Annotated in this window: 14 protein-coding genes; 12 read left to right on the top strand and 2 right to left on the bottom strand. The window is 33.6% G+C overall.

The window, feature by feature from the left end; translation table 11 throughout:
- Nucleotides 1–110: 110 nt before the first annotated feature.
- Nucleotides 111–1,394 (bottom strand): fumarylacetoacetase, encoded by a 1,284-nt coding sequence (fahA, locus tag GWR14_RS00415; RefSeq protein ID WP_163406974.1) that lies wholly within the window; start codon nt 1,392–1,394, stop codon nt 111–113.
- Between the two features lie 108 nt (nt 1,395–1,502).
- On the opposite strand from fahA, the gene glyA reads away from it, so the two are divergent.
- From glyA to GWR14_RS00385, 6 genes are all read left to right on the top strand, one after another.
- Nucleotides 1,503–2,777 carry a serine hydroxymethyltransferase gene (gene glyA, locus GWR14_RS00410; protein ID WP_163406973.1) on the top strand — a complete coding sequence of 425 codons (1,275 nt, stop codon included), beginning with the start codon at nt 1,503–1,505 and terminating at the stop codon, nt 2,775–2,777.
- A gap of 136 nt (nt 2,778–2,913) precedes the next feature.
- The gene (gene miaE / locus GWR14_RS00405) at nt 2,914–3,507 is read left to right on the top strand and encodes a tRNA-(ms[2]io[6]A)-hydroxylase (RefSeq protein WP_163406972.1); all 594 of its coding nucleotides are present in this window, start codon (nt 2,914–2,916) and stop codon (nt 3,505–3,507) included.
- A 115-nt stretch (nt 3,508–3,622) separates the two neighbouring features.
- Nucleotides 3,623–5,176: a T9SS response regulator signal transducer PorX gene (gene porX, locus GWR14_RS00400; RefSeq protein WP_163406971.1), complete on the top strand. Its 1,554-nt coding sequence runs from the start codon at nt 3,623–3,625 to the stop codon at nt 5,174–5,176.
- A gap of 62 nt (nt 5,177–5,238) precedes the next feature.
- The gene (gene tsaE / locus GWR14_RS00395) at nt 5,239–5,646 is read left to right on the top strand and encodes a tRNA (adenosine(37)-N6)-threonylcarbamoyltransferase complex ATPase subunit type 1 TsaE (RefSeq protein WP_163406970.1); all 408 of its coding nucleotides are present in this window, start codon (nt 5,239–5,241) and stop codon (nt 5,644–5,646) included.
- A gap of 124 nt (nt 5,647–5,770) precedes the next feature.
- Nucleotides 5,771–6,970 (top strand): alanine dehydrogenase, encoded by a 1,200-nt coding sequence (locus GWR14_RS00390; protein WP_163406969.1) that lies wholly within the window; start codon nt 5,771–5,773, stop codon nt 6,968–6,970.
- 36 nt (nt 6,971–7,006) lie between these two features.
- Nucleotides 7,007–7,381: a DUF4258 domain-containing protein gene (locus tag GWR14_RS00385; RefSeq protein WP_163406968.1), complete on the top strand. Its 375-nt coding sequence runs from the start codon at nt 7,007–7,009 to the stop codon at nt 7,379–7,381.
- A 326-nt stretch (nt 7,382–7,707) separates the two neighbouring features.
- Here the strand turns inward: GWR14_RS00385 and ccsA are convergent, their stop codons facing one another.
- On the bottom strand, nt 7,708–10,923 hold the full coding sequence (gene ccsA, locus GWR14_RS00380) for a cytochrome c biogenesis protein CcsA (protein WP_163406967.1): 3,216 nt from the start codon (nt 10,921–10,923) through the stop codon (nt 7,708–7,710).
- Nucleotides 10,924–11,174: 251 nt separating this feature from the next.
- On the opposite strand from ccsA, the gene GWR14_RS00375 reads away from it, so the two are divergent.
- From GWR14_RS00375 to GWR14_RS00350, 6 genes are all read left to right on the top strand, one after another.
- Complete coding sequence (locus GWR14_RS00375; RefSeq protein ID WP_163406966.1) at nt 11,175–11,936, top strand: Rossmann-like and DUF2520 domain-containing protein; 762 nt, start codon at nt 11,175–11,177, stop codon at nt 11,934–11,936.
- Nucleotides 11,920–12,447 (top strand): KdsC family phosphatase, encoded by a 528-nt coding sequence (locus GWR14_RS00370; protein ID WP_163406965.1) that lies wholly within the window; start codon nt 11,920–11,922, stop codon nt 12,445–12,447. Before GWR14_RS00375 ends, GWR14_RS00370 begins: the two co-directional genes overlap by 17 nt.
- Before the next feature lie 84 nt (nt 12,448–12,531).
- Nucleotides 12,532–13,458, top strand: a complete 927-nt coding sequence (locus tag GWR14_RS00365; RefSeq protein WP_163406964.1) for a geranylgeranylglycerol-phosphate geranylgeranyltransferase — start codon at nt 12,532–12,534, stop codon at nt 13,456–13,458.
- Complete coding sequence (locus GWR14_RS00360) at nt 13,451–14,035, top strand: Maf-like protein (RefSeq protein ID WP_163406963.1); 585 nt, start codon at nt 13,451–13,453, stop codon at nt 14,033–14,035. Before GWR14_RS00365 ends, GWR14_RS00360 begins: the two co-directional genes overlap by 8 nt.
- 10 nt (nt 14,036–14,045) lie before the next feature.
- Nucleotides 14,046–14,576: a mechanosensitive ion channel domain-containing protein gene (locus GWR14_RS00355; RefSeq protein WP_163406962.1), complete on the top strand. Its 531-nt coding sequence runs from the start codon at nt 14,046–14,048 to the stop codon at nt 14,574–14,576.
- 99 nt (nt 14,577–14,675) lie between these two features.
- Complete coding sequence (locus GWR14_RS00350; protein ID WP_163406961.1) at nt 14,676–15,776, top strand: AI-2E family transporter; 1,101 nt, start codon at nt 14,676–14,678, stop codon at nt 15,774–15,776.
- Nucleotides 15,777–15,836 lie beyond the last annotated feature (60 nt).

Genomic DNA, 15,836 nt, shown 5'->3' with positions numbered 1-15,836 from the left:
AACCAAAGATAAAAAATCATTTTGCTCTTTACTCGTGGCAAAAAAAAGAAAACCTTGGCATCAACCAAGGTTTTCTTTTTTTATATCCTTTCAGATAATTTATCCTCTCTTCATTGTCTGATAAACGGAGGCAGCAATTGACTCGCAACTTCTCCAAAACCAATACGAACTTCTGCATTTTCACAGAAACCTCTAATGATTACGGTATCGTTATCTTCTATAAATTTACGTTCGCTTCCATCTTTTAATTTTAAAGGATTTTTCCCTCCCCAGGTCAATTCCAACATCGAGCCAAAACTATCAGGAGTTGGTCCTGAAATCGTTCCTGATCCCATCATATCGCCAGAATTTACACGACATCCGTTTGAAGTATGATGCGCCAATTGCTGGGTCATAGACCAGTATAAATATTTAAAATTAGATCTGGAAACAATTGTTTCTTCCTGATCTTCTGGTTTAAGTGCAACTTCTAAATGAATATCAAATGCTTTTTTCCCTTTTGTCTGTAAATATGGTAAAGGGGTTGGATCCTGCTTTGGACCTTTTGTCCTAAAAGGTTCTAAAGCATCCATAGTTACAATCCATGGAGAAATTGAAGTAGCAAAGTTTTTAGCTAAAAATGGTCCAAGCGGCACGTATTCCCATTTCTGAATATCACGTGCACTCCAGTCATTCAGTAAAACCATTCCAAAAATATAATCTTCCGCTTCGTAAGTCGAAATGTTTTCACCCATTACATTTACATCAGTCGTAATAAATGCAGTCTCTAATTCAAAATCAACTAAACGGGATGGGCCAAAAACAGGGTATTTTTCACCAGCCGGCAAGGTTTGTCCCATTGGCCTGTGAACCGGTATTCCTGATGGGACTATCGTAGAACTTCTCCCATGGTACCCAACTGGAATGTGAAGCCAGTTTGGCAGTAAAGCATTTTCAGGATCACGAAACATTTTCCCAACGTTTGTAGCATGTTCTTTACTCGAATAAAAATCAGTGTAATCTCCAATTAAAACCGGTAATTGCATTTCTACATCATCGATTTTAAAAATAACAACATCACGGTCTTTTGTTGAATCCCTAAGCTGCGGATTAACTTCATCAAAAATATCAGCGATACGATTTCTAACTAAACGCCATGTTTTTTTTCCGTCAGAAATAAAATCATTTAGCGTATCCTGCATGAACATATCATCTGTTAAATCTATTCCTTCAAAATAGTTTAATTGCTGTAAAGCTCCTAAATCTATAGCGTAATCGCCAATTCTGGTTCCTACTGTAACGACATTTTCTTTGGTAAGGAATACTCCGAACGGAATATTCTGAATAGGAAAATCACTATTCTCTGGCACTTCTAACCATGATTTTCTTTTGGTATCGTTGGCGGTTATCGGCATGTGGATGTTAATTATTTGTTGAAAAATTCTATGTCAAATATATCATAATCTAACAGTTTAACAAACGTTTTTTTGTATTTTTGCAGGAAATTAACGAAAAACGAAAAAATGCAACGCGACGAACAAATTTTTGACCTTATACTAGAGGAACAAGACAGACAAATTCACGGATTAGAGCTTATTGCTTCAGAAAACTTTGTAAGCGATCAGGTAATAGAAGCTGCCGGTTCAGTATTAACAAATAAATATGCAGAAGGATATCCTGGTAAAAGATATTATGGCGGATGCGAAGTAGTTGACGTTATTGAACAGATTGCAATTGACAGAGCTAAAGAACTATTTGGTGCTGAATATGCAAACGTACAGCCTCACTCAGGTTCTCAGGCTAATGCTTCTGTTTTTCATGCTTGTTTACAGCCTGGAGACAAAATTTTAGGATTCGATTTATCACATGGTGGTCACCTTACTCACGGTTCTCCTGTAAACTTTTCAGGACGTGTTTACAAACCAGTATTCTACGGTGTAGACAAAGAAACAGGAAGATTAGACTATGATAAAATTCAGGAAATTGCTACTAAAGAACAGCCAAAATTAATCATCGCAGGAGCTTCTGCTTATTCTCGCGATATGGATTTTGAGCGTTTCAGAGTAATCGCTGACAGCGTTGGTGCTATTTTGATGGCTGATATTTCTCACCCAGCAGGTTTAATTGCTAAAGGATTATTGAATGATCCAATTCCACATTGCCATATTGTAACTACTACAACCCACAAAACATTGCGTGGACCAAGAGGTGGTTTGATTTTAATGGGTAAAGATTTTGAAAATCCATGGGGATTAAAAACGCCAAAAGGTGAAATCAGAATGATGTCGGCTTTATTAGATTTGGCTGTTTTCCCTGGAAATCAAGGCGGTCCTTTAATGCACATTATCGCTGCTAAAGCGGTTGCTTTTGGTGAGGCCTTAAAAGATGAGTTCTTTACTTATGCAATGCAATTGCAAAAAAATGCTAATGCTATGGCAGATGCTTTCGTAAAAAGAGGATACAACATTATCTCTGGCGGAACTGACAACCATATGATGCTTATTGATTTAAGAAACAAAAACATTTCCGGAAAAGAAGCTGAAAATGCATTGGTAAAAGCTGAAATCACTGTAAATAAAAACATGGTTCCATTTGATGATAAATCACCATTTGTAACTTCTGGAATCCGTGTTGGAACAGCCGCAATCACAACTCGTGGTTTAGTTGAAAAAGATATGGAAACTATCGTAGCTTTAATCGATAAAGTACTTGCAGATCATACAAACGAGGATCTTATTGAAGAAGTTGCTGAAGAAGTAAACGAATTAATGAGCGAAAGACCAATTTTTGCATATTAATTAGTTTCAGGTTTCAAGTTTAAAGTTTAAAATTTTATGATGCGGAAATAAACGCGTTATAAAACTTTAAACTTTTTTCGTTTAGAACAGCAAACTTGAAACTTCAAACAAAATAAATCTGAAACAAAAAATAAAAATGGGCGTATTAAGATTACAATTACCAACTGACCCAAGATGGGTGAATATTGTTGAGAAAAACATAGAAGAAATCCTGACCGATCATGCGTGGTGTGAACAAAAAGCTGCTACAAACGCTATTACCATCATCACAAACAATCCGGAACATCAGGATTTAGTACAGGATTTGCTGACTTTAGTCAAAGAAGAAATTGATCATTTCGAACAGGTTCATAATATTATCATCAAAAGAGGATTAAAATTAGGACGAGAGCGTAAAGATGATTATGTCAATGAATTATATCAGTATATGAAGAAAAGCGGAGACGGAAGCCGTGTTTCCGGTCTTGTTGAAAGATTATTATTTTCAGCAATGATTGAAGCAAGAAGCTGCGAACGTTTTAAAGTGCTTTCTGAAAATATCCAGGATGAAGAACTGGCTGTTTTTTACAGAGAATTAATGGAAAGCGAAGCCGGACACTACACTACTTTCATTACCTACGCACGTAAATACGGAATCGGAATTGACGTCGAAAAACGCTGGAGAGAATGGCTTGCTTTTGAAGAATCTATCATTACAAATTACGGAAAAGGCGAAACCATTCACGGATAATTTTTCTATTTCTTAACTAAAATAATTACAACTGATCATTTAACTTTATACTATTTTTAATACTTTTTAAGTTCTATACTTTTAAATTGCAGTAAAATTAAAGTCAATTATAATTATGGATAAGATAAAAATACTTTGGGTTGATGATGAAATCGATCTTTTAAAACCTCATATATTATTTCTGGAGAAAAAAAACTATTCAGTAACGACATCTAATAACGGTCTGGACGCTATAGGTCTTTTTGAAGAAGAAAATTTTGACATCGTTTTTTTAGATGAAAACATGCCGGGAATGAGCGGTCTGGAAACGCTTTCGGAAATGAAAGAAAAAAAGTCTGCTATTCCAATGATTATGATTACCAAAAGTGAGGAAGAATATATCATGGAAGAAGCAATCGGATCTAAGATTGCCGATTACCTGATAAAACCGGTAAATCCAAATCAAATTCTTCTAAGTCTAAAGAAAAACCTGGATCATTCAAGATTAATTTCTGAAAAAACTACTTTAGACTACCAGAAAGAATTCAGAAAAATTGCTATGGAACTAGCCATGGTAAATTCTTATGAAGACTGGGTTGAATTATACAAAAAACTTTTATTCTGGGAATTAGAGCTTGAAAACATCAATGATCAGGCTATGATTGAAATTCTGGAATCACAAAAAGTTGAAGCTAACTCGCAGTTTGGTAAATATATCGAACGAAATTACGAAGACTGGTTTGCTCCTAAAGCAGACAAACCAATTCAGTCTCACAATTTATTCAAAGAGCTGGTCGTTCCTGAAATCAAAAAGAAAGACAAACCTATTTTATTTGTAGTTATTGATAATCTGCGTTATGATCAATGGAAATCTTTTGAAACTGTAGTATCCAATTATTATAAATTAGAGAAAGAAGTTCCTTATTTCTCCATCCTTCCAACAGCTACACAATATGCAAGAAACGCCATTTTCTCAGGCTTACTGCCAGTCGAAATGGAAAAACAGTTTCCTGAATATTGGAAAAATGATGTAGAAGATGGAGGAAAAAACCTTTACGAAGCCGAATTCCTTAGTGCTCAATTGAAACGTTTAGGTCTGAATATTAAGGAGGATTATTTCAAAATTACCAATTATTCCGGCGGAAAGAAACTGGCTGAAAATTTCAAAGCTTTAAAAGGCAATGATTTGGTAACTGTCGTTTATAATTTTGTTGATATGCTGTCGCATGCCAAAACCGAAATGGAAGTTGTAAAAGAACTTGCTTCAGACGACAAAGCTTATCGCTCCCTAACTTTAAGCTGGTTTAAAAACTCTCCATTACTGGAAATCATCCAACAGGCACAGCTTTTAGGTTTCAAATTAATACTGACTACAGATCACGGCACCATAAATGTAAAAAACCCGTCGAAAGTGGTTGGAGACAAGAACACAAGTCTTAATTTACGCTATAAAACAGGCCGTAGTTTAACCTACGAACAAAAAGATGTGTATGTCGTAAAAGAGCCCAAAACTATTGGTCTACCAGCAATAAACATGAGCAGCTCGTTTATTTTTGCAAAAAACGATCTGTTTTTAGCGTACGTAAACAATTACAATCATTATGTAAGTTATTACAAAAATACCTATCAGCATGGCGGAATTTCACTTGAAGAAATGATTATTCCGTTTTTGGTGTTTAACCCAAAATAAGAACATTTTCAGTCCCGGTTTTCTAATTCCGGGACTGATTCAAATTAAAGAAATACAAACCAATGAATATCATTTTTTCATTAGATCAGATTCAGGAAACAGCTGAACAAATTATTACCCAGAAACCAAAAAAAATCATTCTTTTTAACGGAGAAATGGGTGTGGGAAAAACTACTTTAATAAAACAGTTATGCAAAGTTTTAGGAGTTGAAGACGCTACTAGCAGTCCTACTTTTTCTTTAGTTAATGAATATCATACTTCTAACAATCAAACTGTTTATCATTTTGACTTTTATCGTCTAAACAAAGAGACTGAAGCGCTGGATATGGGGGTTGATGATTATTTATATTCCGGAAACTGGTGTTTTATAGAATGGTCGGAGAAAATAGTAAGTTTACTTCCTGACGAAACCTCCACAATTACGATTGAGTTATTAGCAGATGGGAAAAGAAAATTAGATTTAACATAAACACCTGAGCCTCTTTAATCTGTATTATTAAATCTCTGCAAAAATATACCACAGTATTAGCAGAATTTTTACATTGATTTTAAAACTTTTTACGTAATTTGTACTCTTAATTATTTCACACCCCATGTCAATAACCCTAACTCCATTTACGAAACAGCAATTGTTGCCACAAGAAGAAAAACTTGAAATTGGCCGATTTAAAAGAGAGCTTTTCATAGGGATCCCAAAAGAAACAAGCTATCAGGAACGTCGTATTTGTCTGACTCCCGACGCAGTAAACTCTCTGACTTATGAAGGTCACCGCGTTATGATTGAATCAGGGGCAGGAGAAAGTTCTAGTTATACTGACAAGGAATACAGTGATGCAGGAGCAGAAGTTACTAAAGACACTAAAAGAGTTTTCGGCTGTCCGCTATTATTAAAGGTTGAACCACCTACTTTGGCTGAAATTGAGATGATTAATCCGGAAACGACTATAATATCCGCTATTCAGTTAAAAACCAAAAAGAAAGCTTATTTTGAAGCACTGGCCCAGAAAAAAATCACAGCTCTGGCTTTCGAATATATTAAAGACGAAGACGGATCCTATCCTGCGGTAAAATCATTAAGTGAAATTGCTGGTACAGCTTCGATTCTTATTGCTGCCGAACTGATGATTACAGACGAATTTGGAAAAGGACTATTGTTTGGCAATATTACTGGCGTTCCTCCGACAGAAGTTGTAATACTGGGTGCAGGAACAGTTGGCGAATTTGCTGCTAAAACTGCAATTGGTTTAGGTGCAAACGTTAAAGTATTTGACAACTCGATTACCAAGCTTCGTCGTTTACAGAATAATCTTAGCCAACGTATTTTTACTTCAACTATTCAGCAAAAAGCATTATTGAAAGCTTTAAGACGTTGTGATGTTGCGATTGGTGCCATGCGTGGAAAAGAACGTTGCCCAATTGTGGTAACAGAAACTATGGTTGAACACATGAAAAAAGGTGCCGTGATTGTCGATGTGAGCATTGATACCGGTGGCTGTTTTGAAAGTTCTGAAGTAACCACTCACGAAAAACCTACTTTTATAAAAAATAATGTTTTACACTATTGTGTCCCAAACATTCCTTCACGTTATTCTAAAACCGCTTCACTTTCTATAAGCAATATCCTAACCCCTTACCTGCATCAAATAGCCGAAGATGGTGGTTTGGAAAGTGCTATCAGATGCAATAAAGGCTTAAAAAACGGAATTTATCTTTATCATGGAATTTTAACCAACAAAGCGATTGGCGAATGGTTTGATTTACCTGATAACGACATTAATTTACTTGTTTTCTAAAGCAACTTTAGCGTACCTTTGCAAAAAATTTAATTCATGAAATTCGTACATCGTTTTGCTTATTATTTAGTAGGTTTAGTTATGGGATGCTTTTTTGTAGCCCTTGTATTTAGTGGAAAAGACACCCGCTGTAATTACTTTCCGAATGCCAGGGTTTTGAATAATTTAAGAACAAAACCTTTTCAATATTCTGAAAAAGCAATTCAAACGCTGAACGAAAAATGGATTGACACAGCTGATATAAAAAATACACTGCAATTTGGTGATGTAGATTTCGACCAAAGCAATGTTCCTTACAAAAAAGGAAAACTATATGTTATTGAAGGAAAAACAGTCAAAAATCAGGAAATTATCCTAAAAGTAACCAACTACGAAAACAAAGCTGTTTTAGAAGAAATCATAAAAAAATAATGACTTTTTATTAGTTATTGAAAAGGATAGTATTAATGCTATCCTTTTTTTATGTCTAAAAATGATTTAATCGTTTATTAAAAACAAATCTAAAGTTTAGTCAAAAGTTTTAACTAAAAAAGGGCTTCGACTCCGCTCAGCCTGACACATGTTTGTCATTATGAAAACTAAAGCCCTAGCCCTGATGGGAATGGCATCCTTTTGTGGTGGGGTTCACCACAAAAGATATAGTGAACAGCAGGAACAAGCTCCTCATGTCCTACAATCTATTTTATTCAAAAATTAATTCAAAAAAAAGGTTCAACTTTTCAGATGAACCCTCTCTTCTAATTATTTTTTTTCACTTGCTTCTTATAATATTTTTGGTATTTCGGATATGTTATCGCTCCTATTACTGAAATCGTAATTAGTGAATAATATATCCAATCCAGAGATTTTGCCTCACCGCTTGCATAAGAATGCAAACCTACCAAGTGAAAATTCACACCATAATAAGTAAACAAAATCGATACAAAACCAAACATACTCATTAAGTTGAATGTCCATTTTCCACGTAGAGCAGGTACAAAACGAGCGTGAATTATAAAAGCATATACCATAATTGAGATCAATGCCCAGGTTTCTTTTGGATCCCAACCCCAGTAACGTCCCCAGCTTTCATTAGCCCATTGTCCTCCAAGGAAGTTTCCTATTGTCAACATAATCAAACCAATAGTTAATGCCATTTCGTTGATGTATGTAATCTCCTTAATATTCAGGTCCATTTTAGCTTTGTTTTTTGCATTGGTAAAGAAAATCAACACCAATGACACAAAACCTAAAATCATTCCGAGTGCAAATGGCCCATAACTTGCTACAATTACTGCTACGTGAATCATCAACCAGTATGAATTAAGAACAGGCTGTAAATTGGCGATTTCAGGATCGATCCAGTTCATATAGGCTGCAGCTAAAATCATCGCTGTCACAAAAGCAGAGGATGCAACGGTAAGTTTTGATTTTCTGTCAAAAGCCAATCCAAAGAACATTGTAGCCCAAGCTACATAGACAATTGATTCGTAAGCATTACTCCATGGGGCATGTCCTGAAATATACCAGCGGGCAATTAACCCTAAAGTATGCAATCCAAATAAAATTCCGATAATGATATGAAAACCATTTATGGTAATACGAAGCCATTTTTTCTCAAAAAAGATATTTACAATCGTAAAAATCAACATCAAAATGGATGCTCCAAGATACCAAAACGGTAGTTTTTTGAAAACATCGTATTTATTGTATGCGATTTCGGCATCAATTTTTTCTTCACTTGGGCGTACTTTAACACCAAATTTCTTTTGAAAACCATTAATACTTTCTACTAAATCATCAGCAGTTTTAAAATCTTTAGAAATAGAACCATCGTTTAAAGCTCTGAAATATAAAGGTAAAATCTGCTTTGTATAAGTTGCCTCCATTCCTTTTAACCCTGCGTGTTCCAATTCGAGATATGAAATCCATTTATTATTTGGATCATTCGGAACCGGGAATATTTTCAAAATACTTCCGCTTAAAGCAGATTCCATCAGGTTAACTCTTTTATCGGTTTCAATAAAATCTTTTTCAAACTGATTTGGATTTGCTGCTTTATAGGCTGCATCTAAATATGGAGACAATTTGTAGTTTCCGTTTTCATCAAAAAACTTTACAAAAGGTGCTTTTTTAACGTCTTTCTCTACCCCAATAATTTTTCTGATACTATCGTTTCCTGATCTCAAATGAATAAGTGGTACCTGAATCCAAACCTGAGCGTATTGCGTCATCGACAAAAAGACCTGGTCAGAATTCATTCCGTTATACGTATCACTCTGGCTTACTTTTCGCAATAATTCAGAGGAGAAAGTATTAATAGGCTTCATTCTTCCCCCGGCATCCTGAATGATCAAACGACCAAATTTAGCCGCATGAGATTCCGGAGCTTTGAAAATCGTTAATAATGAATCTATTTGCTTTTGGCTTGGCGGACGTGTTACATGATTGGCATGATCATTTGGATCATCTGTATGAGTGTGATTATGTCCCGGTGTATGAACATGAGGTTCTTGCGCAAAACCGTTAAAACTTAACATTAAAACTAAAATAGTAATTAGTTTTGCTTTTTTCTCTTTCACTTTATCAAGTTTACGTTTCAAATCTGTAAAACGGGAATCTTTGGTAAATAAAATTGCCAGCATACCAAAGAATAACATAAAGTATCCTAAATAAGTTATGGATGTTCCCCAGAAATCATGATTTACAGATAATACCGTTCCTTTTTCGTCAGGATCAAACGATGACTGGAAAAATCTATATCCTTTATGATCCAATACATGGTTCATGTAAATTCTGGCATCAAAAGTTTCTGCTGAATCCTGAACGGTAACTTTACTTTCAAAAGCCGAATAACTTTTCTCAGTTCCCGGATATTTTGTAGCAATAAAGTCGTTCAATTTAATTTTGAACGGTGTAATATAGGCCTTACTTCCGTAAAATAAACTGTACTCAATTTTTCCAATTTTAACCGTTTGCGGCTCTCCTACACTTCCTTTAGAACCAAATAGTCTTATTTCTTTTTCCTGACCATCAGCCTTAACTTTCACAATTAATGCATCTTTATGAGATTTGGCTTTATAATCATTATTCGATTCATAATCCACAACTCCTCTTATTGCAGGATCCGGGAATACAATTCGGATATCACCAATACTGTATAAAGAACGCATCATCAAAGGCTGTACATTGTCTTTGGTTACTTTTCCCTGAAGTTTGTCAGCCATTCGCATAAACTCACCCTCAAATGGCGTCTGAATCGTGTATTTTTCGCCAGTAGTATTGATATTGATAGCACCATCCGTTGGTTTATTCAAAGCAAATAAAACATTGTGGATATTTTGAACTTCTCCTTCTTTCAGAAAATGTTCTTCACGTCCACCGGCTCCAGCTTCGACTAATTTAATGTATAAAGTCCCTTTGGGATCTGGTTTTATAATTTCCTTCGCTCCCATTATGTAATTTACATAAGTTACTTCAAAAGGAGTTTCATCAAATTTACCTGAAAGAGTAAAATCATTATTGGTAACAGGCGAAAATAAAAGGCTTTTATCAAAAGTTCTGCGTTTCATTTCTCCCTTATATTCTCCATCTGCAAAAACAGTTAAGAATGTTTTATCTGAAAAAATTTGATTTTCAGCAGCACCTTCACGAATTGGCATCACTCCTTCATAACTGATGTATCGTGTAATGAATGCTCCTAAAAGAATAAAAATAAAGGCAATATGAAGTAATAAAGTTGCCCATTTTTCTTTTTTCAATAATTGATAGCGTTTAATATTTCCGAAGAAGTTTATCAGGAAAAACACCATTATTGCCTCGAACCACCAGGTGTTATAAATTAAAATACGGGCAGTGTCTGTATTGTACTTACTTTCGATAAAAGTTCCTATACCCATTGCAAGTGCAAATGCTAAAAAAAGAACGGCCATTAATCTTGTAGAAAACAAAAAAGAGAATATTTTTTTATCCATTTCGAAGGAATTACTGTGTATAAAAGTGGCACAAAAGTACTTAAAAATGTTGAGTTCTATTATTTGTCTTTTGTTAATTAAAACAAAAAATGACATCCATTTAGATTGAATTCTCAATGTTATCCTACAATATTTGATAATCTATAAATTCTGAACTTATTGTGCACTTTTTACGACAATTTAGATATAAAATGATTTTAATCTGTAAAACCTGAAGCTATCACTTTAAAAAATAATACTAATTTTGCGATATGATTCAAATATGTATAATTGGTTCCGGAAATGTCGCGCAGCATTTGATAAAGGCTTTCTCAAAAAGTGAGAAGGCAGAAATTGTACAAGTATTTTCAAGAAAAAAAGAATCACTGACACACCTCGTTGATTCTGATAAAATTGTAACTGATTTGTCAGATTTAAAGAAAGCCGATCTATATATTATTTCGATAACAGACGATGCGATTTCTGAAATTTCAAAACAATTACCTTTTGAAAATCAATTAGTAGTACACACATCAGGAACGTCTTCAATTGATTTTTTAGATTCAAAAAACCGGAAAGGTGTTTTTTATCCGTTACAGACTTTTTCTAAAGCAAAACCAGTTGATTTTTCGATAATACCGATTTGTCTGGAAGCTGAAAATGAAGCCGATTATCATATTTTGGAAACTATTGCCAAAAGTATTTCAAACGTAGTTTTTCCAATTAGTTCAGAGCAAAGAAAAGCGCTGCATGTTTCGGCTGTTTTTGTGAACAATTTTACAAATCATTTGTATCAGATGGGGCAAAAAATTTGCGAAGAACATAATGTTCCTTTCGAAATTTTAAAACCTCTTATTTTCGAAACTGCAGAAAAAATAAAAACACTTACTCCTGTTGAGGCACAAACAGGTCCGGCAAAACGTAATGATTCGATAACTATTGAAGCGCATCTCAATTACTTAACAGACGAAAATCAAAAAAATATCTACAAACTCTTAACACAATCTATACAAAATAATGGCAAAACACTTTAAAGAAATAATGAATGACATCACAACTTTTGTTTTTGATGTTGATGGCGTACTTACAGACAGCTCGGTTTTTGTAACCAACGAAGGAGAAATGCTTCGTACAATGAATATTAGAGATGGTTACGCTATGAAAGCTGCGATAGAAAGCGGTTTTAACGTTTGCATTATTTCCGGCGGAAGCAATGAAGGTGTTCGCATAAGATTGCGCAATTTAGGTATAAACGACATACATTTAGGATCTCCTGATAAAGTAGAAACTTTTAAAGAATACACCAATATTCACAATATAAAACCTGAAAATGTGTTGTACATGGGTGATGATATTCCTGATTTTCACGTTATGAAACTGGTAGGTTTACCAACTTGCCCTCAAGATGCTAGTCCGGAAATTAAGAACATTTGCCGCTATGTTTCGCACGTAAAAGGCGGAAGAGGTGCTGTTCGTGACGTTATCGAACAGGTTATGAAAGTACAGGGAAAATGGATGGAATACTTTAATGGAAAACATGATTAAAATTATTGGTTATCAGCTAAGCATCTCATTCTAAAAAACACATTTTCAATTAAAAATCTCATTTCAGCCCCAAGGATCTTAAAGATGAAATACCTAAAACTCATTCGCTATCAAAACCTTTTAATGCTTGCCTTTATGCAGCTTTTATTTCGTTATGCATTTTTAAAAGGACAAAACATTCCTTTGGCCTTGTCAGACTGGCAATATGCTTTATTAGTTTTAAGCACTGTTTTACTGGCAGCTGCCGGATATGTAATTAATAACGTTTTTGATACCGAAACTGATATTATTAATAAACCTCAAGATGTTATAATTGGCAAAAGCATTTCAGAAACGTCAGGTTATAACATTTATATAGCCTTAAATATTACTGGCGTTGCGATTGGTTTTTACATTTCAAATGTTATAGAAAGACCAGGATTTGCAACTATTTTTATACTGATGGCTTCTTTGCTTTATTTTTATTCCACAACCTTAAAGCAAATCATGATTTTAGGGAACTTTGTAGTAGCTTTATTGCTTGCAATGAGTGTTCTCATTATTGGTGTTTTTGATATTTTTCCGGCAACAATAGCAGAAAACAAAGCTCAAATGGCCAGTATGTTTTCTATTTTAACTGATTATGCCTTATTTGCGTTTATGATTAATTTTATCCGTGAAATAGTCAAAGACATTGAAGACGTTAACGGAGATTATAATCAGGGAATGAATACACTGCCTATTGCCATTGGAATTAGCAGAACAGCAAAAATTGTATCAATAATTTCCATTATTCCTTTTATTGTATCAATGCTTTACATTAAAAAATATTTTCTGGAAAACAGTCTTTTTATAGCAACTTTGTATTCATTTGCCTTAGTTTTGGCACCGCTTCTTTATTTTATAGTAAAAGTTTTTTCTGCCAAATCGCAAAAGGAATTTCATCATTTAAGCAGTGTATTAAAATTAATTTTACTTTTCGGAATTTTATCAATTGTGGTTATTACCTTAAACATTCATTATAATGCTTAAAGAAAAACTAAAAAAATACAACTTAATTCTTGCTTCGGGTTCGCCGAGAAGACAACAGTTTTTTAAAGATCTGGATTTAGATTTCGAAATCAGATTAAAAGATGTTGAAGAAATCTATCCACCTGAATTAAAAGCTTCAGAAATTACCGATTTTTTAGCGCTGTTAAAAGCAAATGCTTTTGAAGGAGAGCTAAAAGAAAATGAAATTTTAGTAACCAGCGACACTATTGTCTGGCACAATAACAAAGCATTAGGCAAACCCAAAAGCGCAGAAGAAGCTTTTGAAATGATAAAATCAATGTCAGGCACAACACATGACGTAATTACATCTGTTTGTTTTAAGACCAGTTCTTCTTCTACACTTTTAAACGATATCACAAAAGTAACTTTCAATAATTTATCTGACGAAGCTATCTTATATTATATTGAAAACTATAAACCTTATGACAAAGCTGGTGCTTACGGCATTCAGGAATGGTTTGGTTTTATGGCTGTTGCCAGGGTCGAAGGTTCATATACTAATGTTATTGGGCTTCCAACTGCAAAAGTTTACGAATATTTGAGTACATTAGAGTAAAATTTATTTTATGTTTTCATTTAAAGAATATAGCCAGGAAATATTAACGACTATAATTCTCCTAATTGTATTAGTAGCACTGCGAATTATTATTGCACAATTAGTACGCAGATATGCCAGTACAAGTCATTTACTTGAACATCGTACTAATCTGGTTATCAAATACATTCATATCTTAATGAATATTCTGGTAACTATATGCCTAATTGTGATTTGGGGTGTTGATACTAAGGACATTTTTATAACCGTTTCATCAATTGCTACTGTAATTGGTGTTGCGATGTTTGCCCAATGGTCGATTCTAAGCAATATTACTTCCGGAATGATTTTGTTTTTTTCTTTCCCTTTCCGGATTGGTGACACCATAAGAATACACGATAAAGATTTTCCTATTGAAGCAGAAATTGAAGACATTAGTGCTTTTCATGTTAATCTGAGAACAAAAGAAGGAGAGAAAATCATATTTCCGAACAATCTTTTATTACAAAAAGGAATTTCTATCATCCCTCCCACTTATGAAGAAAAGGAGTTCTTTGATTAATGGGAATTTTATAAACTAATAAAAATAAATTAGAACGAAATAATTTGATTTATACAGCAATTTTGTATAACAAATCTTAGTTATCAAAATTCAAAAGAAATGAATGAATCAATAAAATTACCTTTCTATGCAAAGTTAACTTGTATTTTATTAATTCTAATTTGTATTAGTGTAATTATATATATTGGAAGTAATATCATTACACCTGTAATGCTGGCATTTTTATTTACAGTTTTACTATTGCCAATACACACTTTTTTGTATACAAAATTACGTTTTCCCACCTACCTCGCCTCATTTGTAACTGTAGTTATTTTTGTATTAAGTATTGCTACAATTTTAACATTCATTTCTTATCAGATAAATGATATTGCGGATGACTTTGATATTATTAAAAAAAATGCAGTTTCTTTTTTCAATAATGCTCAGTCTTATATTAATGAAAAATTTCAAATCAGCATTTGGGAACAAAAAAAATATATTGAAAAAGTGACCCATGATTCTGTACAAAATGGTACCGGAACAATTGGAGCTGCAATTGGTTCATTAAGTGATGTCTTATTTGATAGTATGCTCGTGGTTGTTTTTACTTTTTTATTTCTTTTATACAAAACCCACTTTATACTTTTCCTTGCAAAATTGTTTCGTCATGAAAATCATGCTAAATTAAAAGAAATCATAACACAGGTAAAAATTTCTATAAACAATTATATCTTGGGATTAATTTTTGAAATGTTTGTTGTTTCTATCCTGACAGGCTTAGGTCTATGGATTATAGGCGTGAAGTATTTTATTTTGTTGGGACTTATTACCGGAATTTTAAATCTAATTCCTTATATCGGAATTATGATTGCAGGTATTTTAACTGTTCTGTCTTCACTTACGGCAACACCGGAAATTTCTATTTTCTTAAGCATTCTAATCGTTAATATAATTGTGCAGCTTATCGATAACAATATTCTTGTTCCTCTAATCATTAATTCAAATGTAGAAATTAATGCTTTCGTTTCAATAATAGGTATAATTCTTGGAGGCTCAGTGGCTGGTATTGCCGGAATGTTTCTGGCCATTCCGCTTTTAGCTATTTTAAAAATTATTTTTGACAGAATTGAACCATTAGAGCCTTGGGGTTATCTAATGGGAAATCACATGCCAAAAAAATTTTCATGGCGTATTAGAAAATTAAAAACTGAAAATTAAAATTGTTTTTTAATCTTAAGTATATTATTAAATTATAAAATCACCAATAATTTACGCTAA

The sequence above is a fragment of the Flavobacterium ajazii genome, assembly GCF_010614725.1.
GTDB classification, from domain to species: Bacteria; Bacteroidota; Bacteroidia; order Flavobacteriales; family Flavobacteriaceae; genus Flavobacterium; species Flavobacterium ajazii.
Note: the sequence above shows the minus strand (reverse complement) of the source record. Positions and strands in the feature narration are given on the sequence as shown.